The sequence below is a fragment of the Streptomyces sp. NPDC000878 genome (assembly GCF_053599695.1).
In genome coordinates this window covers 1-24,870 of sequence record NZ_JBSFMT010000069.1, presented here as the reverse complement: position 1 = coordinate 24,870, position 24,870 = coordinate 1, and the positions used below count along the sequence as shown (strand labels likewise).

The window sequence follows — 24,870 nt, the reverse complement described above, 5'->3', positions numbered from 1 at the left end:
CCCGTCTTCCCGTCTTCCCGCACGGCCCGTACGTCCCACGAACGAAGGAACTGGAGACCCCTATGACAGCGCCTCACCCGCGCTCCCGTCGCGCCGTGGCGATCCCGGTCGGGATGGCCATGGCGACGGCGTTCGCCTTCCTGCCGAACATCGACGCCGTCGCGGCCGACGCCACGCCCGTGGCGGCCACCGCCGCCGACGCGACATCGCTCAGCTATGTCGTCAACGTGTTCCCCGGGCTCGGCTCCGCCCACTACCTGAAGAAGGCCATCGCCCAGGCCGGCGGCACGATCGTGACGTCGTACGACCGGATCGGCGTGATCGTCGTCCACTCGGCGAACCCCGACTTCGCCAAGATCGTCCGCAAGGTGCCCGGCGTGCAGTCGGCCGGCAACACGCGCAACGCGCCGCTGCCCGCGCAGTCGACCACCGACATGGGTGCCCCGAAGGTGCTCTCCGCGGCCGAGGTCGCGAGCGCCACCGCCGACGCCACCGCGGCCCAGGACCCGCTGGAGCCGTTGCAGTGGGACCTGCCCGCCATCAAGGCGGACAAGGCGCACGAGAAGTCGCTCGGCAGCTCCAAGGTGACCGTCGCCGTGATCGACACCGGCGTGGACGACACCCACCCCGACATCGCGCCGAACTTCGACCGCAAGGCCTCCGTCAACTGTGTGACGGGCAAGCCCGACACGACCGACGGGGCCTGGCGGCCGACCACGGGCGAGAGCCCGCACGGCACGCACGTCGCCGGTGAGATCGCCGCCGCGAAGAACGGCGTCGGCGTCACGGGCGTCGCGCCGGGCGTCAAGGTGTCCGGCATCAAGGTGTCGACCACGGCCGGCTACTTCTACACGGAGGCCGTCGTCTGCGGCTTCGTGTGGGCGGCCGAGCACGGCGTGGACGTCACCAACAACAGCTATTACACGGACCCCTGGTACTTCAACTGCAAGAACGACCCGGACCAGAAGGCCCTGGTCGACGCCATCACGCGTGCCTCGCAGTACGCGGAGCACAAGGGCGTCGTCAATGTCGCGGCGGCCGGCAACGAGAACTACGACCTCGCGGCCGACGAGATCACCGACCCGGTCTCCCCGAACGACGCGACGCCCTCTGACCGGGTCATCGACCCGTCCGAGTGCTACGACATCCCGACCCAGCTCCCGGGCGTCGTGACGGTCGCCTCGACGGGCGCCAAGGGCATCAAGTCGTCGTTCTCCAACCACGGCCTGGGCGTGATCGACATAGCTGCCCCGGGCGGCGACTCGACCCGCTACCAGACCCCGGCCCCGCCGGCCACCAGCGGTCTGATCCTCGGCCCGCTGCCCGGCGGCACCTGGGGCTACATGGCCGGTACGTCGATGGCGTCCCCGCATGTCGCGGGCGTGGCCGCCCTCATCAAGTCGACGCACCCGCACGCCTCCGCCCGCCTGGTGAAGGCGCTCCTGTACGCCGAGGCGGACGCCACGACGTGCACGGACCCGTACGACATCAACGGCGACGGCAAGGTCGACGCGGTGTGCGAGGGCCCGAAGAACTACAACGGCTTCTACGGCCACGGCATCGCGGACGCACTGGACGCGGTGACGAAGTAGCTCCACATCGGTATTGATCCTCTGCGGCGGGCCGGACAGCGTTGAGCTGTCCGGCCCGCCGTGTTGATCCCGTACACATGTTGATCCAGTACACACGGCATAGTGACCGTATGACGGTGTTGAGCACATTGAGCACGGAGTACACCTGGGCCGCACTGGGTGGTGATCCCGCCGCCCCCGCCCGGGTCTCGACCGTCGCCCGCACCGGAGTGCTCGCATCACGGCTTCCGGTACGGGAGTTGGCGCGGGCCTGCGTCGGCTCCTGCGCGCTGGCCGCCGCCGAACTGGGCGCCCTCCGGTCCGGGCTGCCGGAGCTGCCCGGGGTCCGCGTGGACGACGGCGCGGTCGCCACCGCCCTCGTCAGCGAGAGGCATCTGCTGGTCGACGGACGTGCACCGGTCACCTTCGCGCCCCTGTCGCGCTTCTGGCGGACGGCGGACGGCTGGGTGCGCACGCACGCCAACTACCCGCACCACCGGGCACGTCTGCTCGCGGCCCTGGGCACGTCCGAGGACCCGGCGTCCGTGGCCGCCGCGTTCGCCGAACGCTCCGCCGCGGAGGCCGAGGAGACCGTGTACGCGGCCGGAGGCCTCGCCGTCGCGCTGCGTACGGCGAAGGAATGGACCGCGCACGAGCAGGGCGCGGCGGTGGCCGCACGCCCCCTGGTCGAGCGTGGGCGGCTGGACTCGGCACCCGCGCGCGTGCTCACGCCGATCGGCACCGGCCCCCTGCTGCCCGCCGCCGGAATCCGCGTCCTGGACCTGACCCGGGTCATCGCGGGCCCCGTCGCCACCCGCACGCTCGCCCTGCTCGGCGCGGACGTGCTGCGCGTGGACGCGCCCCGGCTGCCCGAACTCCCGGACCAGCACGCCGACACGGGCTTCGGGAAGCAGTCGGCGGTGCTGGATCTGGCGGCCGACCGGAGTGCCTTCGAGGAACTGCTCGCCGACGCGGACGTCGTCGTCACCGGGTACCGGCCCGGTGCCCTGGACCGGTTCGGGCTGTCGCCGGAGGCGCTGGCCGAGCGCCGGCCAGGGGTGGTCGTGGCGCAGTTGTCGGCGTGGGGCGCGTACGGGCCCTGGGGTGAACGGCGGGGCTTCGACAGCCTGGTGCAGGTCGCCACGGGCATCGCGGCGATCGAGGGGACGGCGGCGGAGCCGGGTGCGCTGCCCGCGCAGGCGCTCGACCACGGCACGGGGTATCTGCTGGCGGCGGGGGTGCTGCGGGCGCTGAGCGACCAGGTGCGGGAGGGCGGCAGCCGGTTCGTACGGCTGGCGCTGGCCCGGACGGCGGGGTGGCTGATGAGCGGCGCGGAGCGAGGACAAGGGGCTCCTGTGAGCGACTCCACGCATGAGGCGTACGACGGGCCGGAGGCGTGGCTCGCCGAGCGGGACAGCGCGCTGGGGCGGCTGCGGTACGCGCTGCCGCCGGTCTCCTTCGCGGGCGGGCCGGTCGACTGGGCGCGGCCTCCCGGGATTTGGGGGACGGATCGTCCCCACTGGGTGTATTGAGATAGACACAGCGTGGGCCCTTGGGGAGGGGCGCCGGGGTGAGTCGTCGGGCGACCGGAGACGTACCTACGGCTGGTGAGGATCTTGGGGTGGGCTTGATACGACCGACTGACGGGCCGTCCGACGAGGACGGGCCCGCGAGAATGCCCGATGCCGGGCGCCCTGGTGCCGGGCAACCCGACAACGGACGATCCGGTACCGGGCGGGCCGTCGCCGTGCTCGTGCTGGTGGCGCTGGCCGCGCTGATACCGCTGCTCGGCCCGTCCGCCGCGCTGGACGGCACCGGGGAGGCCGCCGCGCCCGGCGTCCCCGGGATCGCCCTGCTGCGGACGGTGCTGTTCGCCGCGCTGTGCGTGCCGGTGGGCGAGCTGTTCGTGCGGCAGCTGGCCGGCAGGCTGCCCGGGGCGCCGCCGGAGCGGGCGCGGAGTTGGGCGCCGTACGCGGCCGGTGTCGGTTTCGTCGCCGCGCTGGGGCTGGCCTCTGTGGTGTCGACCGGCAACCTCGTACCGGACAGCCTGGCCGTGATCGATGTGGGCGGGCTGTACGCGTCCCGGGACGGCAAGCTCGCGCTGCTGGAGGTCAACGGGTTCGCGGCGGCGGGCCTGTGCGCCCTCTCGGCCCGTCCGGTGATGCAGGTCTGGCCGTTGGCCGCCGTGGCCGTGGCGGAGGCGCTGCGGGCCCATCCGGCGCCGGAGCTGGATCCGCTGACCGGCTCGGCGCTGACGTTCGTGCACCTCACGTGCGCGGCGCTGTGGGTGGGCGGACTGCTGTACGTCCTGCGGACGTTGCCTCTCTGGGGGGCGGCAAGTGAGGCGCGCGTGGCGTTGCTGGGCCTCTACGCGCGCGTGGCGGCCGTTCTGCTCGCCCTGATCACCGCGACGGGCATCTGGAGCACGCTGCGCCGGATGCCGGCGGACACGGTCCTGGAGCAGCTGACGTCGACGGCGTACGGCCGCACACTGCTCGCCAAGGTGATCGTCGTGGCCGCCGTCGCCGTACTCGCCCTCTGGGCGCGGCTGCGGCTGGGCCGGGCGGCCGACCCGCTGACGGCCTGCTCCCCCGCGCGCGCGGAGGTCGTCGCGCTGGGGCTGGTGGTCGCGGTGTCGGGGCTGCTCACGGCCCTGCCGGTGCCGATCCGCTGGACGTGAGGGGTGACCGCGCCGCGGTTCTCGCCGCCGCCGCGTGGACGCCGACGGTCAGGAGCCCCTGCGCCGCGAGGTACGTGAGCATGATCCAGAAGTCGGGCTTCGGGAACTGGGGCAGGTCCGCGACGCCGCTAGCGATGAGCGTGTCGGAGAGCAGGAAGAGCGCGCCGCCCGCGCCGGTGAGAAGGCCGAGTGCGGTGGCCCGCCACGCCATCGCGGTCAGCAGGAGGCTGTAACCGGCGACGGGGAAGCGGAGTTCGGCGGGGAGCCCTGGCCAGAGGACGGCGAGGGTGACGGCCAGGGCCAGGGCGTAGGCCCCGGCAAGGCCGTGGCGGGCGGCACGCGCGCGTGGGGGGCCGTCAGACGTGCGGTCCTCGTGGCCGTACGCCCTGAAGAGGACGAGGTAGCAGACGTGGCCGGCCGCGAAGGAGGCCATGCCCGCCAGGAACGCCGGGTCGGTGTCGGCGAGGAGCAGGACGTCGCCCGCCCAGCCGAGGAGGAGGGCGACGGTGAGGAGTCGGGGGGCGCCGCGCAGGTGGGCGTGGGCGGCGAGGAGGGGCATCAGGAGGGGCTTGGCGAGGACGTGGCCGGTGTCGGAGCCGCCGGCGAGGGAGATCAGGTCGACGGCTGCGGCGAGGGCGAAGGCGGCGAGGAGAACGCGGGCCGGTCGTCTCACGCGACGACGGTCTCTTCGGCCGGCTGCTCCTGCCGTACCGGCGCGGGCTGCCAGCCGGGCCCCCGGAACACCCGCCCGGCGCGCTCGCGCCAACTGCCCGCCGCCTTGATGTCCTTGACGATCGCGACGTACTCATGAGTGGCGACCTTGATCGGGTTGAACGTGTTGATGTTCTTCGTCAACCCGTAGACAGGCCGTTCGGTCTCCGCGACGAACGAGCCGAAGAGCCGGTCCCAGACGATGAGGATTCCGCCGAAGTTCCGGTCCAGATAGCCCCCTTGGGAGGCGTGGTGGACGCGGTGGTGGGAGGGCGTGTTGAAGACGTACTCGAACCAGCGGGGCATGCGGTCGATCCGCTCGGTGTGGATCCAGAACTGGTACACGAGGTTCGCGGAGGAGCAGAAGGCGAGCGCGGCCGGATGCACACCGAGGGCGACGAGGGGGACGTAGAACGGCCAGACGGTGAGCGTGGTCCAGGGCTGGCGCAGCGCGGTCGTGAGGTTGAACTTCCGGCTGGAGTGGTGGACCACATGACAGGCCCACAGGATGCGGATGACGTGGTGCCCGCGGTGCGACCAGTAGTAGAAGAAGTCCTGGCCGAGCAGCATCAGCGGGACGGTCCACCAGAGGACGGGGACCCGGAGTGGGGTGAGTTCATAAATGGCCGTGTAGACGGCGACGATCGGGATCTTCCAGAGGAAGTCGAAGGCCAGGCTCCCAAGTCCCATACCGACACTGGTCGCGGCGTCCTTGGTCTCGTACCCGGCGTCGTCCTCATCGGGGTGGATCCGGACACTGATCATTTCTATGACGGTGAGCAGCACGAAGGCGGGTATCGACCAGGCCACGACGTCGGGGAGGTTGGGCATGGCTGCACGTTAGGGCGGTCGGTGGGCCACGCCTAGACGTTGTTACTGACAAGTATTCGACGCAGTACGCGCTTGCTTGTTGGTGGTCTCCACCAACGGGCGCCTCGCCGCGGCCTACGCTTTCCGTCTGCCCGAACGGGCGGGGAGACCGGGGAGGACGCCGGATGCAGGGGCTCGAAGTGGTGCTCGTCCGGCTGGCGGCGACGGTGGCGGCGACGGTCGCGAAGTCCGCACTGGCGCCACGGCCGGGGGCGGGGCTGGTGTCCCGTCCGGTACGGCCGCTGCCGAAGCCGCCGGGGCCGGAGAAGCTGGCGCGGGTCCTGGGTGACCGCATCGCGTCGGCGTACGCACCCCTGCCGGAGAACGAACGGCTGGCCGCAGTGGCGGCGGTGCAGGACACGTTCGGGGCGGCGGGGACGATCGACGCGGAGCGGTTGTTCGCCGTGGACCTGGACGCCGAGCGCCTGGCCGCCGAACTCCGGCGCCCTGCTGCCGACTTGGCGCCACGGGCCCGGGAGCTGTACGGGGAGCTGCTGGCGCTGTGCTGTGCGCATCTCGTCGAACAGCTCACCGCCCAGCCGTCGTTCATGGCCCGGGCGGCGGTGGAGCAGACGCGGCGGTCGGGGCGCGCGGAGGAGTTGCTGCGCGGGTTACGCGGGCCTCGCCCGGATTCACTCGCGCTCGACTTCGAGGAGCGGTACGCGCGATACGTGGCCGAGACGCACGGTCGGCTGGAGTTGTTCGGGCTGACGCTGGGCCGGTCGGGGAGCGACTGGCCGCTGGACACGTCGTACATCAGCCTGGCGGTGACCGGGGTCGGCGGCCGGCCGACCGCCTTCGACCTCCCCCACCAGGGCCTCGCCACCCTCAAGGCCGAACAGGCGCTGGCGAGTTCGGACCGCGTCCTGCTGCGCGGCCCGGCCGGTTCGGGCAAGTCCACGCTCGTGCAGTGGCTCGCGCTGAACGCCGCCCGGCGCGGCTTCGGGCCCGAACTCGCCGACTGGAACCGGTGCGTGCCGTTCGTCCTCCGGCTGCGTTCGTTCACGGCCGCCGAGTCGCTGCCGTTGCCGGAGGATTTTCTGCGCGCCTCCGGTGTCCCGCTGACGCCCGCGCCGGGCTGGGCGGAGGAACTGCTGGCGAGCGGGCGGGCGCTGGTGCTGGTGGACGGCGTGGACGAGGTGCCGAGCCGGTTGCGGGCGCGTACGGAGGCGTGGCTGAAGTCGCTCGTCGCGGCCTTCCCCGAGGCCAGGTATGTGGTGACGACCCGCCCGTCGGCCGTCGCGGAGGACTGGCTGTCGCCCCAGGGGTTCGTCGCGCACTCCCTGCTGCCGATGGGCCGGGACGACATCCGGACGTTCGTCGCGCGCTGGCACGAGTCGGCGCGGCTGGAGTGCCGGGAGGGGGACGACCGGGCGCGGCTGGACACCTACGAGAAGGCGCTGCTGCACGCGGTGAAGACACGGCGGGATCTGGGCCGACTGGCCACCAACCCGCTGATGTGCGCCCTGCTCTGCGCGCTGAACCGGGACCGGCGCATGCAACTCCCCCGCGCCCGCAAGGAGTTGTACGACGCGGCGCTGGAGATGCTGCTGGTACGGCGGGACACGGAACGGGAGATCCTGGACGTCGAGGGGGTCACCCTCACCCGGGACGAACAGACGGCGCTGCTCCAGCGGTTGGCGTACTGGCTGATCCGCAACGGCCAGGTCGAGGCGGCGAAGAGCGAGGCCGTCGACATGGTCGCGGAGTGGCTCGCCGCCATGCCCCAGGTCGAGGGCGACGCCGGGCAGGTGTTCCAACACCTGCTGATCCGGAGCGGGTTGCTGCGCGAGCCGGTGCCCGGGGCCGTCGACTTCGTCCACCGCACCTTCCAGGACTACCTCGGCGCGAAGGCGGCGGTCGAGGCCCGGGACTTCGGGGTCCTGGTGAGCAACGCGCACGACGACCAGTGGGACGACGTGGTGCGCATGGCGGTGGGGCACGCGCGGGTCGAGGAACGGGGGCGGCTGTTACGGCAGTTGCTGCGGCGGGCGGACCGGGCGCCGCGACTCCGGCACCGGTTGGTGCTGCTGGCCGCCGCATCCCTTGAGCATGCGGCCGAGTTGGAGCCGGAGGTGCGGGCGGAGGTCGAGAAACGGGCTGGTGAACTCGTACCGCCACGGAGCAGGGAGGCCGCGGAGGAGCTTGCGAAGGTCGGGGAGCTGGTCCTGGAACTCATGCCGGGCGCCGAGGGCTTGGACGAGGAGACTGCGGCTGCGGTGGTGCGTACGGCGGGACTCGTCAAGGGGGACGCGGCACTCGACGTGATCTCCAGGTTCCGGCAGGACGGGCGAGGAAGAGTGGCCAACGAGGTCTGCGGCGCCTGGGCCTCGTTCGACAGCCGCCGCTATGCGGAGGAGGTGCTGTCCGGCAACGACTGGGACTCGTTGTGTCTCCACGTGTACACCCCGGACCAGCTTCTGACGCTTCCGCAGCTGCCGGGTACCCGCCAGGTGTCCGTGCACGGCGCCCATAGCGACCTGTCACCGCTGACTGGGCTCGACGAGGTCCGGGAGCTCTTCCTCTCGGCCAACACCGTGCTCCAGGATCTTTCCGTCCTCGCCACCATGCCGTCCCCGTCGCACCTCGACCTCGACTCGTGCGACCGTGTCCGAGATCTGTCGCCGGTCGCCCGCCCGGGCCTCGATCGCCTCTGTCTGCGGGACATGCCGTTCGAACTCCCCCTGGAACCCCTCCACGAGATGCCCGACCTGCGGAACCTCCTGCTCGCCTATCCCCCGCTCATCGAGAGCCTCGCCGAGCTGCCGGTAGGCCCCCAACTGACCCATTTGCACCTGTTCGTGGAGACCCGGTACGTGGCACTGGACGGCATCGAGCGCTGGCCCGGACTCACCTCGATGACCTTGGCCAGCGAGACACAGATCCGCGAACTGCCCCGGTTCCCGTCGCTCCACGGCCTGACAGACCTGTCGCTCCAACGTCAGGACCCACTCGAACTGAAGCCGATCCTCCACCTCACCGCGCTCCAGAAACTGTTCCTGTGGCATTGCGAGGCGCCGCAAGGACTCAGTCTCCTGCGCGAGTTGCCCGAGCTCACCTCGCTGACCCTCTCCTCGTGCGCCCAGTCCGGCAGGCCGATCGACATCGGCCCGCTGGCCGACCGGGAGGACCTCACCATCAGGTTCACCGGAGCGCCCACTCCGGTCCTAGGCCTGGAGCACTTCGCCCCCGAACGGATCATTCGGCCGTCCTGAGCCACGGACTGTCAGTCGCGGCCCGTATTCTCTGACACCATGCTCGAAGACCTGACGCCCACGCCGTCCCCCACCCCGTGGCCGACCGCATATCCCCAGGGATACGCGGTCGTTGACGTCGAGACCACCGGTCTGTCCCGGGACGACCGGATAATCTCCGCAGCCGTCTACCGGCTCGACGCGCGCGGTGAGGTCGAGGACCACTGGTACACGACAGTGAATCCGGAGCGGGATCCGGGGCCGGTGTGGATCCACGGGCTGACGAGTGACGTGCTGGAGGGCGCACCCCTCTTCGTCGAGATCGCCGAGGAGTTCGCGTCCCGGCTCGCCGACCGTGTGCTCGTCGCGCACAACGCGGTCTTCGACTGGTCGATGATCGCCCGGGAGTACGCGCGCGCGGAGCGCGAGGCGCCGGTGCGGCAGCGGCTGTGCACCATCGCGCTCTCCAAGGAGCTGGGGCTGCCGCTGCCCAACCACAAGCTGGAGACACTCGCCGCGCACTACGGGGTCGTCCAGCAGCGCGCCCACCACGCCCTGGACGACGCGCGCGTGCTCGCCGAGGCGTTCCGGCCCAGTCTGCACGCGGCTGCCCGGGGCGGCGTACGACTGCCGCTGCTGGAGTGCCGGCCGCTGACGGAGTGGTCGGCCGCCACGAGCGGAGCCGCGCGACCCCAGATCGGGCGGCAGGCCTCCGGGGGCTACGGGAGCTACCAGCCGACCAGTTGGCGGCCGTCCCGTAAGCGGCCCGCGTGTCCGTACCCCAATCCGGGGCGGTACGAGGACGGCAGGCCGCTCAAGCAGGGCATGCGGGTGGCGTTCTCCGGGGACACCTCGGTCGAGCGCGACCTGCTGGAGGACCGGGCCGTCGAGGCGGGGCTGCATGTCGCGACGAGCCTGTCCCGGCTGACCAGCCTGCTCGTCACCAACGACCCCGACTCCATGACCTCGAAAGTGGTCAAGGCCCGGCAGTACGGCACACCGGTTGTCGACGAGGCGGCCTTCGGGCAGCTGCTGCGGGATGTGGAACCCGCGGCGGAGGGATGACCGTACGGACGGGTGATTGGCGCCCGACTCGCCCGGCACGGTCTCGCTCGTACGGCCCCGACGGCCCACCCTGTGGCGCATGGCGACCTGTGAAGTCTGCGGCAACAGTTACGGCATGACCTTCGAGGTGCACGCGCAGGGCTCGGTGCATGTCTTCGACTGCTTCTCCTGCGCGATCCACCGCATGGCACCCATCTGCGAGCACTGCCGCGTCCAGATCATCGGTCAGGGCGTGGAGGCCGACGGCCACTGGTACTGCGGGGCGCACTGCGCCCGCGCGGAGGGGAGGGTCGGGATCATCGACAGAGTCTGAGCCCAGCCCGTACCCCCCTGAATGCACCCCACGGGCGAGTTGTACCGTCAGTGGGGTGTACCGCTTCCTCTTGTCCCGGCAGTGGGTGATCCTCACGCTGGTCGCCCTCCTCCTCATCCCCACGATGATCAGGCTGGGCATCTGGCAGATGCACCGCTACGAAGAGCGCACCGCCCGCAACCAGCTGGTCGCCGACGCGCTGTCCGCCGACCCGGTGCCCGTGGAGAAGCTGACCTCGCCCGGACACACCGTCACCACCGGCGAGCGGTACCACACGGTGAGCGCGAAGGGCCGGTTCGACACCGACGACGAGGTCGTCGTCCGGCGCCGCACCAACTCCGACGACGAGGTCGGCTACCACGTCCTCACCCCCTTCGTCCTCGACGACGGCAAGGTCCTGCTGGTCAACCGGGGCTGGATCCCCGCGGACGGCCCGAGCCAGACCGCGTTCCCCAGCATCCCGGCGCCCCCGAAGGGCGAGATCACCGTCACCGGACGGCTGATGCCCGCCGAGACGACCGCGGCGAGCGGCATCAAGGACCTCAAGGGGCTGCCGGACCGCCAGATCATGCTGATCAACAGCGAGCAGGAGGCCCGGCGGCTCGGCGCCGAGGTGCTCGGCGGCTACATCGTGCTGACGACGCCCGAGCCGAAGGGCGACACGCCCGAGCTGCTCGGCAAACCCGGCAACGAGAACGCCGCTCTGAACTATGCCTACGCCATCCAATGGTGGCTGTTCTCCGCCGCCGTCCCCCTGGGCTGGGTGATCCTGGTGCGCCGGGAACGCCGGGACCTGGCGGAGGCCGCGGCCGAGTCGGCGGCACGCGAGGCACAGGAGTCACCGGACGGCGAGCCCGCCGCCGTGTGACGTAATCGGGGGCTCTCGGCGAGGGACGGGACCTACGCGCCCGAATGCGCATGCCGTATGCAGGGAACCCGCCCGTCGTGCACCCTCAACAGAACCCCCCTCATCCTCATGTCCCTCGCATCGAGGACTACGCCCTCGTCGGCGACCACCAGACCGCAGCGCTCATCGGCATGGACGGCAGCGTCGACTGGCTCTGTCTGCCCCGCTTCGACTCGGCCGCCTGTTTCGCCGCGCTGCTCGGCGACGAACGCAACGGGCACTGGCGGATCGCCCCCGAGGGCGCCGACCGGTGCGTCCGGCGCGGCTACCGGCCCGGCACCCTCGTCCTCGACACCGAGTGGGAGACCGACGAGGGCGCGGTACGCGTCACCGACCTGATGCCGCAACGCCACCAGGCCCCCGATCTCGTACGGATCGTCGAGGGCGTACGCGGCGAGGTGACCGTCCGCTCCACGCTGCGGCTGCGGTTCGACTACGGGTCGATCGTGCCGTGGATGCGCCGGAAGGACGGGCACCGGGTGGCCGTCGCCGGGCCGGACGCGGTGTGGCTGCGCACCGAGGAAGGGGTGCGCACCTGGGGGCGGGACTTCACCACGTACTCGGAGTTCACGATCTCGGAGGGCGAGCGGGTCGCGTTCGTGCTGACCTGGCATCCCTCGCACGAGCCGCATCCGCCGTTCGTCGACCCCTACGAGGCACTGGACACGGCTGTCTCGGACTGGGAGGCCTGGTCGGCGCGCTGTACGTACGACGGGCCGCACCGGGACGCCGTAGTGCGCTCGCTGATCACGCTGAAGGCCCTGACGTACGGACCGACCGGCGGCATCGTGGCCGCCCCCACCACCTCGCTCCCGGAGGAGCTGGGCGGCGTACGCAACTGGGACTACCGCTACTGCTGGCTGCGCGACTCCACGCTCACCCTGAACGCCCTGCTGGCGGTGGGCTATCACGAGGAGGCCGAGTGCTGGCGTGACTGGCTACTGCGCGCGGTCGCGGGAGACCCGGCGGACCTCCAGATCATGTACGGGCTCGCCGGTGAGCGCCGGCTGCCGGAGTTCGAGCTGGACTGGCTGCCCGGGTTCGGCGGCTCGGCCCCGGTACGGATCGGCAACGCGGCCGTACGGCAGCTCCAGCTCGACGTGTACGGCGAGGTCATCGACTCGCTGGCGCTGGCCCGGCGTTCGGGACTGCCGTCCAAGCCGCACATGTGGCGGGTGCAGGTCGCGCTCATGGAGTTCCTGCGGAAGACCTGGCGGCAGCCCGACGAGGGGCTGTGGGAGGTGCGCGGACCGCGCCGGCACTTCGTGCACTCGAAGGTGATGGCCTGGGTGGCCGCCGACCGCGCGGTACGCCAGCTCGAACTCAACCCGAAGCTCGCCGACGGCGACATCGACGGCTGGCGGGCCATGCGCGACGAGGTGCACCAGGAGGTGTGCGAACGCGGGTACGACCCGGAGCGCAACACGTTCACCCAGTTCTACGGCTCCCGCGAACTCGACGCCGCCGTGCTGCTCCTGCCCCGCGTCGGCTTCCTGCCGCCGGACGACCCGAGGATCGTCGGAACCGTCGACGCCGTCCGGGACGAGCTGGGGCACAGCGGGTTCGTACGCCGCTACAGCACGGACGGTCCCGCGGTCGACGGACTGCTCGGTGACGAGGGCGTGTTCCTGGCCTGCTCCTTCTGGCTGGCGGACGCGCTGCACATGATCGGCCGTACGGAGGAGGCGCGCGAGTTGTTCGAACGCCTGGTCGACGTCACCAACGACGTGGGGCTGCTGGCCGAGGAGTACGACCCGGTCGCGGGCCGGCAGCTCGGCAACTTCCCGCAGGCGTTCAGTCATATCGGCCTCGTCAACACGGCCCTCGCCCTCTACGGCGACCAGCGGGCAGGATAGGGACCATGGATCTTGGACTGAAGGACCGGGTGTACGTCGTCACCGGAGCCACCCGTGGGCTGGGCAACGCCGCCGCGCGCGAACTCGTCGCCGACGGCGCGAAGGTGGTCATCACCGGGCGGGACGAGAAGACGGTCGCGGAAGCCGCTGCCGCGCTGGGCCCGGAGGTGGTGGGCGTCGCCGCGGACAACTCCGACCCGGAGGCCGCGGAGCAGCTCGTCGCGGCGGCCCGTGAGCGCTTCGGGCGCTTCGACGGCATCCTCGTCAGCGTGGGCGGGCCCGCGCCCGGGTTCGTCGCCGACAGCACGGACGAGCAGTGGACGGCCGCGTTCGAGTCCGTGTTCCTGGGCGCGGTGCGGCTCGCTCGCGCGGCGGTGGCGGAGCTGGAGGAGGGGGGAGTCGTCGGGTTCGTGCTGTCGGGGTCGGTGCACGAGCCGATTCCTGGGCTGACCATCTCCAACGGGCTGCGGCCGGGGCTCGCCGGGTTCGCCAAGTCCCTCGCGGACGAGGTGGGCCCGCGGGGGATTCGGGTGGTGGGGTTGTTGCCGGCGCGGATCGACACGGATCGCGTGCGCGAGCTGGACGGGTTGTCTGCTGACCCTGAGGCGACTCGGGTCGCCAATGAGTCGCGGATTCCGTTGCGGCGGTATGGGAGGCCGGAGGAATTTGGGCGTGCCGCCGCGTTTTTGCTTTCGCCTGCGGCGAGCTATTTGACTGGGGTCATGGTGCCTGTTGACGGGGGGATGCGCCACGGGTTCTGAATGGGCCTGTAGTCGGGCGTCTGCGGGTCCGTTGTGGCTGGTCGCGCAGTTCCCCGCGCCCCTAAAGGCAGGTGGGTGCGCCCACCCTTGGTGTCAACTGACCCTCTCCGCGCGGTGCTTTACCGCCCTCAGGTCCACCTCCGTCGGGAGGGACTTGAGGCCTGCCGAGTCTCGGGCGTTTGTCAGGGCCTCGGCTGTGAGGCGGACTACCGCGTCGCCCGGGGACGCGTGGGGCTGGAGGAGGAGTTGGACTCGGGCCTCGGGGGCCGTTCGGCGGCCCGTCAGGGTTACCTGGGCTCGCGCCACGCCCTCAAGGCGGGCCGCCTCCCCTGCCACCGCGCTCTCCATGGCCCGGCCTCGCAGAAGGGCGCCCTCACCGTCGCCGGTGTCGACCAGGACCTCGGTCAGGCGGCGTCGGCGCAGGACCGCGGCCAGCCACCACAGGGACAGGAGGACCAGGACGGCCAGGATCGCCAGTACCGTCGGCCACCACCAGCCGGCGTCCCGGTAGTGGGTGCGTTCGGCGTTGCTGAGCAGTACGTCCTTCTTGTCGTCGTGGATCCACCAGGTCGGCCAGCTGCCGCCCAGGCCCATGGCGAGGACCGAGCCGCCGGCCACCATCAGGGCCAGGCCCGCCAGCCCCAGCAGTACGCGGTTGACGATGCGCTGCATCCGTCCTCACCCCTTCTTCGGGCCGGGGCGGCCGACATGCACCGACAGGGCGGGCGGCCGGGACAGGCCGAGGCCCCTGACCGCGTCGGCGAGCACGTCGTCCAGGTCGGCCCGGACGTCGTCGAGTTCGCGGAAGTGGGAGACCGCGCGGATGTCGGCCCTGGTGCGGGTCATCCGGACCTGGACCGACTGCACGCCGGACACCTCCACGGCCCGGTCGCGCAGCACCATCGCGGCAGCGGCCCGGTGCAGGCCTGCCCGGACGTCCACGTGGGTGCGCCGCATCGGCAGGACACCGCGCAGGCCCGGCGTGGCGGCGAGGATCAGCAGCCAGGCGCCGAGGGCGACGGCGATCCCGGCGCCGACCAGGACCCAGGTGTCGTCGAGGGGGCGTTCCGCGAGCTGCCTGGCCAGCGATTTCCGCCAGCTCATGGCCGGGCGGTCGGCCCGTACCGCGGTGATGTCGTAGAGGAACGCGCCCGCGCCGACGAGCAGGAGCAGTGCGAGGACTGTCGCGGGGACTCTGCGCGCCGACCAGAAGCGGCCGTTCCTGTCCTCCCCGGCGCCGAGGATGGGCAGGGGGTCGTAGGCGGCGGACGAGGGCTGTCCCTGTCCAGTGGTGTCGGCCGCCGTGTCGCTCGTTTTCTCCAGTACCGGCAGTCGTTGGGTGCTGTTGGAGCCGTCGGAGCCCTGGGGCTCGCTCATCGCGTCCTCCCCTGTGCCTTCCCCGGTGTCACGCCGTGCGTCTGTGCCAGGTGCAGCCGCTCGATCTCGACGGCGACCTCCGGCACCTCCATTCCCGCCAATGCCTCTACCCGCGAAGCGACCCGCCGACGCACCGTCGCGCACTGGTCACCGATGTCGGATGGGTACGGGAGTTCGAGGCTCACGCGGACGCGTGCCCTGTCGTGGTGGACGACGACCGTGGCGTGCGGGGGTACCGCGTCCGGGGGCAGCCCGGCCAGTGCCTCGCGGGCCGCCTGTGCGGCGATCTTCGCGACGACCCGGTCGGCGATCCGGGTCGCGCCGCGGTCGCCCGGCGGCACTGCCATCGTGGCCGTACCGGGCGTACGCGTCTGCCCGGGCTGTTCCTCGGTCACGAGAGGCTCACCGCCGTTTGTCGTCGCGGGTACGGAAGAAGTCGCCCAGGTCCAGGTCGCCCTCCAGGAACCGGCCGACGACGAAGCCGAGGGCGCCCAGGGCGGCCACCAGCAGAAACGCGCCGAAGCCGCCGAAGTACCCGGCGAATCCCAGCGCCATTCCGGCGATCATGCCGATGACGGCGATGCTCATGCTGCCTGCCTTCCCGGTTCCTTCCCGGTCCCTTTGCCGATGCCCCGGATCCGTCATTGCAGACGGGACTCGGGTTCTTCTTCCTCTTCCTCGGGCAGCTTGACGTCGGTCACCGCGATGTTGACCTCGACGACTTCGAGGCCGGTCATGCGCTCGACGGCCGCGATGACGTTCTCGCGTACGGCCCGGGCGACGTCGCCGATCGAGACGCCGTACTCGACGACGATCTCCAGGTCGAGGGCGGTCTGCACCTCGCCGACCTCGGCCTTCACCCCACGGGTGGCGGATTTCGCGGCGCCGCCGGGCACCCGGTCGCGGACCGCGCCGAAGGTCCGGGAGAAGCCGCTGCCCATGGCGTGCACACCGAGGACGTCACGGGCGGCGAGCCCGGCGATCTTCTCGACGACTCCGTCGGCGATCGTGGTGCGCCCCCGGTCGGCCGGGTCGCCGCCGCCGCGTTTGGTGACGCTCGTCTTCCGGAGCTGGGTGGGCGTCGGGTCGTCGCCCTCGCCCTCGGGCCGTTCCGGCCGGTTCCGCTGGGTCATGTCGGTCATCGCCGTACATCCCTTTCGGTCGTCCTCCACGACCCACAGTAAGCGGGGTCCGACGGACGCGCGCCGGGGATGCGGCAGGCAGGCGAAGCGGGCGGGGGCGTGGGCCGAGGGGCGGGGGCGGACAGTGGTCCGGTGTCGGTCACATCCCCTTGAGGCCGTGGGCCGTCGCCACCGCCACCACCAGTGAGCCGGGCTCGATCGCCCCGGAGACGCGTGCGTCGGCCACCGCGACCAGCGCCGCCGCGCTGCTGGGTTCGAGCGGCAGGCCCGTGCGCCACAGCCGGTGCGTCTCGGCGGTCACCGTGTCGTCGTCCACCACCTGCGCGCGCCCGCCGGAACGGCGTACGGCCTCCACCGCCTGGATCGCCACGGAGTTGCCCCCGAGGGACGGCATCACGGCGGTCCTGCCGGGGAACTCGCCGTACGGATCGGCGCCGTCGAGGACGGCCGACACCCTGGGGTACGGCTCGACCAGGCACAGCCGGGGCACCGGACGCTCCCCGCACACCTCGCGGAAGCCCAGATACATGCCCCAGGCCAGATCACCGCGCGAGGTCGGGACAACCACCCAGTCCGGCCGGGCGCCCGCCAGATCGGTGAGGATCTCGGCGGCGAGCGCCTTGTAGCCCTCGATGCCGAACGCGCTGCTGCCTACGGGCGGCAGCTGGAAGTTGGTGACCGGCAGCACGGTCGGCGAGCCCACGTGGGCGGCGAGATGCCGCCACCGTGCCGCCGCCGCGGGGAAGGAGACGACATGGGCGCCGAGGTCACGCATCAGCGTGGCGACGCGCCCGGGGATGTCGTCCGTGACGGCGATCTCGCAGCCGAGACCGGCGCGTCCGCAGTAGGCGGCCAGCGACACACCCGCGTTGCCGGAGGAGGCCGCCGCGACGGCCCGGTAGCCGGCGTGCAGGGCGCGGGCGACGGCGAACGCGCTGAAGCGGTCCTTGTGCGAGCCGGTCGGGTTGGCGCCCTCCCACTTCAACCGCAGGTCGACGTCCAGGTCGATGTCGGCGCGCAGCAGGGGGGTCCGGCCCTCGCCGAGGGTGAAGGGCACGGTGTACGGCAGCTGTACGCCGCCGGAGGTGCCGCCCGCCGGTTCGTACACGCAGGCCACGTTGGCGGGGGTGCCGTTGGCGAGGCAGGCCGGACAGCCGCGCGGGAGGTCCCCCACGGGGTGGTGGGTGCCACAGCGGAGGCAGACAAGGGAGCGCAGGGCGGGGTTCTGGGCAACGGTCACCGTGCCGACGGTAGTGCGGGACACCCGCCTCGCGTGCCGCTTCCACCGCCGGAGCACGGTGAGCGCGGGCGACGCCTCGTGGCCCAGGCACGCGCGCGGGTGCCGCTGCCCACCAGCAGCGGCCCCCGCGCGCGGGGGGGGGCCCGGTCTGCCGGTCGCCGGGGCGGGCTTGTCAGCAGCACCCGCGCGCGGTAAGTGGGAGGCCTGGTCCATGTCCCGCTTGGCCCGTGTCAGCGGCCCTCGCGCGCGTGCGGTGGGGCGGTCTCCAGACCCTGGCGCGGCGCAACCTCGGAAGCGGCCCCCGCGCGCGTGCGGTGGGGCGCTCCGTCCAGAACGGCACCTCGTTGCCGACGCCGCGGCCCCCGCGCGCGTGCAGTGGGGCGGACGCCTCAGTCGCCGACGCCCGCCAGGTCCCGCAGTCGGCGCGCCTGGGCGGCACGCTCGGCGGTGCGCTGTTCGTCGTACGTCCGGCCCTGGACGCCGCGCAGCAGCGCCTTCGTCTCGACGAGGGCGTCGCGGGGCGCGGCGAGCAGCGCGGCCGACAGGTCACGTACGGCGTCGTCGAGCCGCTCGGCCGGTACGGCGATGTTGGCAAGGCCCGTGTTCACGGCCTCCTCGGCCGCGACGAAGCGGCCGGTCGCGCAGATCTCCAGCGCGCGGGCGTAGCCGACCAGGCCGACGAGCGGATGGGTGCCCGTAAGGTCGGGGACCAGGCCCAGGCTGGTCTCGCGCATGGCGAACTGCACGTCGTCGGCGACAACGCGCAGGTCACAGGCGAGCGCGAGCTGGAAGCCCGCGCCGACGGCATGCCCCTGGACGACGGCGATGGACACGAGGTCGCTGCGCCGCCACCAGGTGAAGCCCTCCTGGTACTCGGCGATGGTGCCGTCGAGCGTGGCGTCGTCACTGCGCGCGAGGTCGATGAACGACGGCTCGCCGTCGAACCCCTCGGGCGTGAACGCCTGACGGTCCAGTCCGGCCGAGAACGACTTGCCCTCGGCACGCAGCACGACGACACGCACGGTGCCCGGCAGTGACCGCCCAGCCTGCGCCAACGCCCGCCACAGAGCAGGACTTTGGGCGTTGCGCTTGGCCGGGTTGGTCAGCGTCACCGTGGCGATCGAGTCGTCGACGGTGAGCCGGACGCCGTCCTTGTCGAGTACAGGACCGAGGGGGTCCTTTTCGGGCGAAGCCATGGGGCGCCTCCGATGAGTGCGGTCAGCAGAGCTGAGCTAAGTGACTGCACAGTAACCACCCGACCGGTCAGCCGACCGACCGGGTGGTCACCATCGAAGCCGACGAGTCGCCGGGGTCAGGCCGAAGCGGCCTTCTTGCCCCTGGTCGCCCCGCCCCGACCACGGAGCGTGACGCCTGACTCGCTGAGCATCCGGTGTACGAAGCCATACGAGCGACCGGTTTCCTCGGCCAGCGCTCGAATGCTCGCACCGGAGTCGTACTTCTTCTTCAGGTCTGCCGCGAGCTTGTCGCGCGCGGCGCCGGTTACCCGGCTGCCCTTCTTCAGAGTCTCGGCCACCCGTGCCTCCTCGTGGGAAGTGCGCTCTGGTTCCTCTCATGATCACCCCTCAAGCGCCTCATGGCCACCCATTCGGCAAGGTCCGTGAGGCAAGGTTTTGACGACAGGAGCGCATCCCCACAAGCGGAATTAGTAATTCCGCAGCATGTTGTCCGTACGGCCGAACGAGTTGTTTCGCGAATTGCCTGGTCAGGAACGTGCGACGGCCGGGCCCTTGTCGATGAAGGGCCCGGCCGTGAAATGGATGTAGGACACACCTCGGTATGAGGAGATCTCACACAGATGATGGATCACGGATCGGCCGAATGATCCATAGGGAGTGGATCAGCGATTCGATCACGTGATCGTGACCACTGGATCGTGGTCGTACGAAGATCGGGCGGGGGTCAGGCGAGGGCCACCAGGTCCGCGTAGTCGGCTCCCCAGAGGTCCTCCACGCCGTCCGGCAACAGGATGATCCGCTCCGGCTGGAGCGCGTGTACGGCACCCTCGTCGTGGGTGACGAGGACGACGGCGCCCTTGTACGTGCGCAGCGCGCCGAGGATCTCCTCGCGGCTGGCCGGGTCGAGGTTGTTCGTCGGCTCGTCGAGGAGCAGCACGTTCGCGGAGGACACCACGAGGGTCGCGAGCGCGAGGCGGGTCTTCTCGCCGCCTGACAGCACGCCGGCGGGCTTGTCGACGTCGTCGCCGGAGAACAGGAACGAGCCGAGCGTCTTGCGGACCTCGACCAGGTCCAGGTCGGGGTTGGCGGAGCGCATGTTCTCCAGGACCGTGCGCTCGGGGTCGAGGGTCTCGTGCTCCTGCGCGTAGTAGCCGAGCTTGAGTCCGTGGCCCTCGATGACCTCGCCGGTGTCGGGCTTCTCGGCGCCGCCGAGGAGCCGCAGGAGGGTCGTCTTGCCGGCGCCGTTCAGGCCGAGGATGACGACCCTGGACCCCTTGTCGATGGCCAGGTCGACGTCGGTGAAGATCTCCAGGGAGCCGTACGACTTCGACAGGCCCTCCGCCATGAGCGGGGTCTTGCCGCAGGGCGCGGGCTCCGGGAAGCGCAGCTTGGCGACCTTGTCGGAGACGCGCACCGCGTCGAGCCCGGCGAGCAGCCGGTCGGCGCGCTTGGCCATGTTCTGCGCGGCGACCGTCTTGGTGGCCTTGGCGCGCATCTTGTCGGCCTGCGAGTGCAGGGCAGCGGCCTTCTTCTCGGCGTTCTGGCGCTCGCGCTTGCGGCGCTTCTCGTCGGCCTCGCGCTGCTGCTGGTAGAGCTTCCAGCCCATGTTGTAGACGTCGATCTGGGCGCGGTTGGCGTCCAGGTAGAACACTTTGTTGACGACCGTCTCGACCAGGTCGACGTCGTGGGAGATCACGATGAAGCCGCCGCGGTACGTCTTCAGGTAGTCGCGCAGCCAGACGATCGAGTCGGCGTCGAGGTGGTTGGTCGGCTCGTCGAGCAGCAGGGTGTCCGCGTCCGAGAACAGGATGCGGGCCAGCTCGATACGGCGGCGCTGACCACCGGAGAGCGTGTGCAGGGGCTGGCCGAGCACCCGGTCGGGCAGGTTGAGCGCGGCGGCGATGGTGGCGGCCTCGGCCTCGGCGGAGTACCCGCCCTTGGTGAGGAACTCCGTCTCCTGGCGCTCGTACTGCCGCAGGGCCTTCTCGCGGGTGGCGCCCGAGCCGTTGGCGATGCGCTGCTCGTTCTCGCGCATCTTGCGGATCAGGGTGTCCAGCCCGCGCGCGGAGAGGATGCGGTCGCTGGCCAGTACGTCCAGGTCGCCGGTGCGGGGGTCCTGGGGGAGGTAGCCGACCTCGCCGGAGCGGGCGACCTGGCCCGCGGCGGGCTGGCCCTCGCCCGCGAGGACCTTGGTGAGGGTCGTCTTGCCGGCGCCGTTGCGGCCGACCAGGCCGATGCGGTCGCCCTTGGCGATACGGAAGGTGGCGGACTCGATGAGGACACGGGCGCCGGCGCGCAGCTCGATACCGGAGGCGGAGATCACGGACAGACTCCAGGGCAGGGTTGTTGGCGGGGTGGACGACTGAGGACGTTCCCGCCGTCTAATGCGCGAGGAGACAGGCCATGGGACAAGTCTAACGGGGTCGTGCAAGCACTTTTTCTGCGTTCTGGTGTTCGGGCCGGGAGCGGTCTTCCCCATGGGCTTCCCGACGGGGCGTTGTCAGTGGTCGGTGCCAGACTGGGCGCAGGCGATTTTTCCGGATTCCGGTTCTCGGTCTCCGGTTTTCCGGTGCGAGGGAGTGATGGGCATGGCAGGCGCGGGCAGCGGGCGTCCCAGCATCTATCCGACGCTGGTGTACGCGGACGCGAAGGCGGCGATCAAGCAGCTCACGGAAGCCTTCGGCTTCACCGAGGCGTCGGTGTACGAGGGGGAGGACGGCAAGGTGCTGCACGCCGAGCTGGTGCAGGGCAACGGCGCGGTGATGCTCGGCTCGAAGGGCACCGGCAGTGTCTTCGACACGGCGATGAAGAGCGCGGGCCCCTGCGGGGTGTACATCGTCGTGGACGACGTCGACGCACACCACCAGCAGGCCCTGGAGCACGGCGCGGAGATCCTGATGCCCCCGACGGACCAGGACTACGGCTCGCGCGACTACATGGCACGCGACGCCGAGGGCAACATCTGGAGCTTCGGCACGTACGCCCCCGAGATACAGGCCTGAGCCTCTCCGTCCGCCCCTGACCGGGCCTAGCCTCCCGTGTGTACCTGGAAGGCGGCCCGGCGTACGGCCTTGGCGAGGGCCGGGTCGGGGTGGGCGGCGGCGAGGGCGACCAGGACCTGGACGGTGCGGGGGTGGCCGACCGCGCGCACCTCGTCGAGGAGCGCCGGGATGGTGGGCTGCACCGCGGACTCCAGATGGCCTACGAGGAGCGGTGCCTCGCCGTGGTCGGCGACGGCCGCGGCGGTGTCGACCCACATCCAGGTGGCCTCCTCGCGGGTGAGCACCTCGTGGGCGTCCTCCGGATCGATCCCGTCGTGCTCGGCCAGCCACAGCAGGGCGTACGGCCGCAGCGGGGTCTTCTCCGCCACGGCGCGCACATCGGGCTCGGCGGGGCCGCCGACCACGCGGAGCGCCTCGAAGGCGAGACCGCGCAGCAGGGCGTCCTCTCCCCGGGCGGCGTCGAGCAGCTCGGCGACGGCACTGCCGACGGGACGGGCGGCGAGCCAGGCGCGGTACTCGGCGCGGGCCGCGTTGGGCCGCAGCTGGGAGCAGCCGCGCAGCATGTCCTCGGCGTTCTGCTCGATGTTCCCGGCCGGGCTCTGCGCGGCGACGCAGATCTGCTCCAGCTTGACCCACACCGCCCAGCTGCCGAGCGGGGTGAGCGTGGCATGGCCGTCGCCGTAAGTGAGGGCGCCGACGGAGGCCAGGGCGTGCAGGGCCCAGTCGAGGAGGGGGGCTAGCGGGGTGTCGACGGCGTCGGCCTCCGGCTGCTGCGGCAGCGGCTCGGGCTGGGGGCCGTACGGGATCTCGCAGCGCTCGGTGCGCAGTTCCGTGACCCGCTGCTCCAGCAGGTCCAGGAGCTGCTCCATGGGGACGGGCCCCGCGGACAGCTGGAGGAAGGAGAGCACCTGGGGCATCGCGGAGACGACCTCGGCGACGGCGGCGGGCTCGTGGTCCGCGGCCTCCGGGTGGGCCAGCGACCAGGCGTCGAAGAGGGCGACCCAGCCGCGCAGTACGGCGCTGTCGTCGCGGTTCCAGGCGCGCAGCCGCCAGCCGGGGCGCGCGGTGTCGCCGTGCACCTCGACGAGACCGGCGAGCCGGGCGGTGTCCCAGTCGTGGCGGACCTGATCCGGGGTCAACCCCAGTTCGGCGGCGGCCCGTTCGGCGGTGGCCTCGGACAGGGTGCCCCTGCCGTCGGAGGCCCCGCCGTCATGGCCGGGCCGCAGGGCGGGGTCGGCCCAGCGGGCGACGCGGGCCGCGCCGGCCAGACCGGAACGAGCCATTCGGGCCAGTTCCGACGGTGCCGGTGTGCCCTCGGGCGGACGTGGGGCGGGGCGGCGCGAGCGCCGCTGGTTCATCGCTCGTGGGGCGGCGGCCAGGGGTCGCGGGCGGACGAGTCGAAGCCTGGAGTCGCGCGGGATACGGGACGTCACGGGTGCAGTCTTCCGGTTGACGGTCCGAAAACCCAAACGGAATGTCACGGCGGGCCACAGGGCTGGCCAAGGCAGGGGGTTCGGGCGGGGGCCGAGGGGGGTGTTCAAGCCAGTGGTCCAGCCTTAAACGGAATCAGGTTCGCGATCGGGCGGCACATGGGCGAGACGCTGCGGACCAGGTGTTTTCGCGGGCGGGCGGCGGTCGGAGCCACCCGGCGCCCCGGTAACCGGATCGCCCGCGCGGGCCGCGTCGGCTACATCAGCGGGGTCAGAAAACGGCGCAGGGCTTCCTCGTACGTCGCCGGGTCCGCGTTCCACATCGCGCCGTGCGGGGCGTTCGGGACCGGGTGCAGGGTGATCAGGTCGGGGCGGCGGGCCGCGAGGCGCCGGGAGGGGGCCCAGGGGGCGATCGTGTCGGCGGGGCCGTGCAGGATCAGGATCGGGACGGTGAGCCGGGCGGGATCGGCGGCCTCGTCGATGCGGTCGCCGTGCAACCCCGTGCGGCCCTGGGCGGCGCGCACCGCCAGCGGCAGCAGCGCGCCCGGGGTGCGGCGAGCCGTCGCGAGGGCGCGCAGGGTGGTCTCCCAGCTGAGCACCGGCGAGTCCAGGACCAGCCCGGAGACCCGGTCGCGCAGCGCGGAGTGGGCGGCGGCCCGCAGGGCCATGGTGGCGCCGGTGGACCAGCCGTACAGGACGACGTGCTCGGCGCCGTGGCTCAGGGCGTGCCGCATGGCCGCGTCGAGGTCGCGCCACTCGGTCTCGCCGAGGTGGCCCAGGCCGTCCTGGGGCCGGGGAGCCCCCGGGTCGCCCCGGTAGGCGAGGTCGATGACCGGGAAGCGCTGGCGGTGCAGGAACGGCAGGACGTTCAGGGGATGCTCGCGGGTGGCGCCGAGGCCGTGCACGGTGATCACCCAGGTGGTGCGCACCCCGGGCACGAACCACGCGGGCAGGGCGCCGAGTTCACCGGGGATCGCGATGTCCTGGTGGTCGAGTCCGAGGGCGGTACCGGGGTCGCCGACGTACACGTTCGGGGTGAGCCAGACCTTGTCGCGGGGTTCCAGGGAGCCGTGGGTGACGCGTTCGAGGCGGCGTACGACGGTGTCGGCGGAGTGGGCCGCGTGGTTCAGGACGGCGCCGACGACCGCGTGGGAGCCGTCGCCGGCGAGGCCGTAGGTGCCGGGGCGCTGGGAGGCCAGGGCGCGGGTGAGGGTGACCCGGCCGGCCGCGGTGGAGTGCACGGTGAGCCGGGGTTCGGTGGGCAGGGGTTTGCCCGGCGGCGCCTTGAGGGCGGCGTCGCTGGCGTAGCGGCCGGCGGCGACACTGGCGGCGCCGGCCGCCAGGGCTGCGGTGACGGCAGCGGCCGTCGCGGTGACTGGGCGCACGGGTCCAGTCTCGGGGCGGAGCCCTCCGGGGGCCAGCGGGAGGACGGGACTGGGGCGGGCGGCAGGGGGTTTTCTCGCCCCCGCCGCCCCTACCCGTCCCATCCCGTTCCTGGGGGCTGCGCCCCCAGACCCCCCTTTCGGCCTGAACGGCCTCGTCCTCAAACGCCGGA

General features: G+C 71.8%; 23 protein-coding genes. 10 read left to right on the top strand and 13 right to left on the bottom strand.

Features of this window, described 5'->3' with window-relative positions:
* Nucleotides 1-62: 62 nt before the first annotated feature.
* The 3 genes from ACWDR4_RS39590 to ACWDR4_RS39580 all read left to right on the top strand — a co-directional run bounded on the left by ACWDR4_RS39590 (nt 63) and on the right by ACWDR4_RS39580 (nt 4,251).
* Complete coding sequence (locus ACWDR4_RS39590; RefSeq protein WP_450415746.1) at nt 63-1,592, top strand: S8 family peptidase; 1,530 nt, start codon at nt 63-65, stop codon at nt 1,590-1,592.
* Between the two features lie 110 nt (nt 1,593-1,702).
* Complete coding sequence (locus ACWDR4_RS39585) at nt 1,703-3,103, top strand: CoA transferase (protein WP_450415744.1); 1,401 nt, start codon at nt 1,703-1,705, stop codon at nt 3,101-3,103.
* Nucleotides 3,104-3,246: 143 nt separating this feature from the next.
* Entirely contained in the window at nt 3,247-4,251 is a 1,005-nt protein-coding gene (locus ACWDR4_RS39580) for a CopD family protein (RefSeq protein WP_450415743.1), read from the top strand.
* On the opposite strand, the gene ACWDR4_RS39575 is transcribed toward ACWDR4_RS39580, so the two are convergent.
* Together ACWDR4_RS39575 and ACWDR4_RS39570 are read right to left on the bottom strand one after the other, a co-directional pair.
* A complete protein-coding gene (locus ACWDR4_RS39575; protein ID WP_450415742.1) occupies nt 4,217-4,924 on the bottom strand; it encodes a lysoplasmalogenase in 708 nt (235 codons plus the stop codon). The genes ACWDR4_RS39580 and ACWDR4_RS39575 overlap by 35 nt on opposite strands.
* Nucleotides 4,921-5,793, bottom strand: coding sequence for a sterol desaturase family protein (locus ACWDR4_RS39570; RefSeq protein WP_450415740.1), 873 nt, complete (start codon nt 5,791-5,793; stop codon nt 4,921-4,923). Before ACWDR4_RS39570 ends, ACWDR4_RS39575 begins: the two co-directional genes overlap by 4 nt.
* A 164-nt stretch (nt 5,794-5,957) precedes the next feature.
* On the opposite strand from ACWDR4_RS39570, the gene ACWDR4_RS39565 reads away from it, so the two are divergent.
* The 6 genes from ACWDR4_RS39565 to ACWDR4_RS39540 all read left to right on the top strand — a co-directional run bounded on the left by ACWDR4_RS39565 (nt 5,958) and on the right by ACWDR4_RS39540 (nt 13,928).
* Nucleotides 5,958-9,047 carry an NACHT domain-containing protein gene (locus ACWDR4_RS39565; RefSeq protein WP_450415738.1) on the top strand — a complete coding sequence of 1,030 codons (3,090 nt, stop codon included), beginning with the start codon at nt 5,958-5,960 and terminating at the stop codon, nt 9,045-9,047.
* Nucleotides 9,048-9,086: 39 nt separating this feature from the next.
* Nucleotides 9,087-10,091 carry a DEDDh family exonuclease gene (locus tag ACWDR4_RS39560; protein ID WP_450415737.1) on the top strand — a complete coding sequence of 335 codons (1,005 nt, stop codon included), beginning with the start codon at nt 9,087-9,089 and terminating at the stop codon, nt 10,089-10,091.
* A gap of 79 nt (nt 10,092-10,170) precedes the next feature.
* Entirely contained in the window at nt 10,171-10,404 is a 234-nt protein-coding gene (locus ACWDR4_RS39555) for a hypothetical protein (RefSeq protein WP_450415735.1), read from the top strand.
* Between the two features lie 55 nt (nt 10,405-10,459).
* Nucleotides 10,460-11,272, top strand: coding sequence for an SURF1 family cytochrome oxidase biogenesis protein (locus ACWDR4_RS39550; RefSeq protein ID WP_450415734.1), 813 nt, complete (start codon nt 10,460-10,462; stop codon nt 11,270-11,272).
* A 77-nt stretch (nt 11,273-11,349) separates the two neighbouring features.
* On the top strand, nt 11,350-13,167 hold the full coding sequence (locus ACWDR4_RS39545) for a glycoside hydrolase family 15 protein (protein WP_450415732.1): 1,818 nt from the start codon (nt 11,350-11,352) through the stop codon (nt 13,165-13,167).
* A 5-nt stretch (nt 13,168-13,172) separates the two neighbouring features.
* Nucleotides 13,173-13,928 carry an SDR family oxidoreductase gene (locus ACWDR4_RS39540; RefSeq protein ID WP_450415731.1) on the top strand — a complete coding sequence of 252 codons (756 nt, stop codon included), beginning with the start codon at nt 13,173-13,175 and terminating at the stop codon, nt 13,926-13,928.
* Nucleotides 13,929-14,021: 93 nt separating this feature from the next.
* Here the strand turns inward: ACWDR4_RS39540 and amaP are convergent, their stop codons facing one another.
* The 9 genes from amaP to ACWDR4_RS39495 all read right to left on the bottom strand — a co-directional run bounded on the left by amaP (nt 14,022) and on the right by ACWDR4_RS39495 (nt 21,206).
* Nucleotides 14,022-14,600: an alkaline shock response membrane anchor protein AmaP gene (amaP, locus tag ACWDR4_RS39535; protein WP_450415729.1), complete on the bottom strand. Its 579-nt coding sequence runs from the start codon at nt 14,598-14,600 to the stop codon at nt 14,022-14,024.
* Between the two features lie 6 nt (nt 14,601-14,606).
* Complete coding sequence (locus ACWDR4_RS39530) at nt 14,607-15,305, bottom strand: DUF6286 domain-containing protein (RefSeq protein WP_450415727.1); 699 nt, start codon at nt 15,303-15,305, stop codon at nt 14,607-14,609.
* Nucleotides 15,302-15,652 (bottom strand): hypothetical protein, encoded by a 351-nt coding sequence (locus ACWDR4_RS39525; protein ID WP_450415800.1) that lies wholly within the window; start codon nt 15,650-15,652, stop codon nt 15,302-15,304. The genes ACWDR4_RS39530 and ACWDR4_RS39525 overlap by 4 nt, the downstream gene beginning before the upstream one ends.
* A 55-nt stretch (nt 15,653-15,707) precedes the next feature.
* Entirely contained in the window at nt 15,708-15,893 is a 186-nt protein-coding gene (locus tag ACWDR4_RS39520) for a hypothetical protein (protein ID WP_450415725.1), read from the bottom strand.
* A 53-nt stretch (nt 15,894-15,946) separates the two neighbouring features.
* Entirely contained in the window at nt 15,947-16,447 is a 501-nt protein-coding gene (locus ACWDR4_RS39515) for an Asp23/Gls24 family envelope stress response protein (RefSeq protein ID WP_450415724.1), read from the bottom strand.
* 139 nt (nt 16,448-16,586) lie between these two features.
* The gene (locus ACWDR4_RS39510) at nt 16,587-17,687 is read right to left on the bottom strand and encodes a threonine synthase (RefSeq protein ID WP_450415723.1); all 1,101 of its coding nucleotides are present in this window, start codon (nt 17,685-17,687) and stop codon (nt 16,587-16,589) included.
* A gap of 389 nt (nt 17,688-18,076) precedes the next feature.
* Nucleotides 18,077-18,883 (bottom strand): enoyl-CoA hydratase/isomerase family protein, encoded by an 807-nt coding sequence (locus ACWDR4_RS39505; RefSeq protein WP_450415721.1) that lies wholly within the window; start codon nt 18,881-18,883, stop codon nt 18,077-18,079.
* A gap of 116 nt (nt 18,884-18,999) precedes the next feature.
* On the bottom strand, nt 19,000-19,221 hold the full coding sequence (locus tag ACWDR4_RS39500) for a helix-turn-helix domain-containing protein (RefSeq protein ID WP_006123601.1): 222 nt from the start codon (nt 19,219-19,221) through the stop codon (nt 19,000-19,002).
* 386 nt (nt 19,222-19,607) lie between these two features.
* Complete coding sequence (locus ACWDR4_RS39495; protein ID WP_450415719.1) at nt 19,608-21,206, bottom strand: ABC-F family ATP-binding cassette domain-containing protein; 1,599 nt, start codon at nt 21,204-21,206, stop codon at nt 19,608-19,610.
* A gap of 265 nt (nt 21,207-21,471) precedes the next feature.
* On the opposite strand from ACWDR4_RS39495, the gene ACWDR4_RS39490 reads away from it, so the two are divergent.
* Nucleotides 21,472-21,885: a VOC family protein gene (locus tag ACWDR4_RS39490; protein ID WP_450415718.1), complete on the top strand. Its 414-nt coding sequence runs from the start codon at nt 21,472-21,474 to the stop codon at nt 21,883-21,885.
* Between the two features lie 26 nt (nt 21,886-21,911).
* On the opposite strand, the gene ACWDR4_RS39485 is transcribed toward ACWDR4_RS39490, so the two are convergent.
* Both ACWDR4_RS39485 and ACWDR4_RS39480 read right to left on the bottom strand, forming a co-directional pair.
* A complete protein-coding gene (locus tag ACWDR4_RS39485) occupies nt 21,912-23,318 on the bottom strand; it encodes a hypothetical protein (RefSeq protein WP_450415716.1) in 1,407 nt (468 codons plus the stop codon).
* A 254-nt stretch (nt 23,319-23,572) separates the two neighbouring features.
* Nucleotides 23,573-24,700: an alpha/beta hydrolase family protein gene (locus tag ACWDR4_RS39480; RefSeq protein ID WP_450415714.1), complete on the bottom strand. Its 1,128-nt coding sequence runs from the start codon at nt 24,698-24,700 to the stop codon at nt 23,573-23,575.
* Nucleotides 24,701-24,870: the final 170 nt, after the last annotated feature.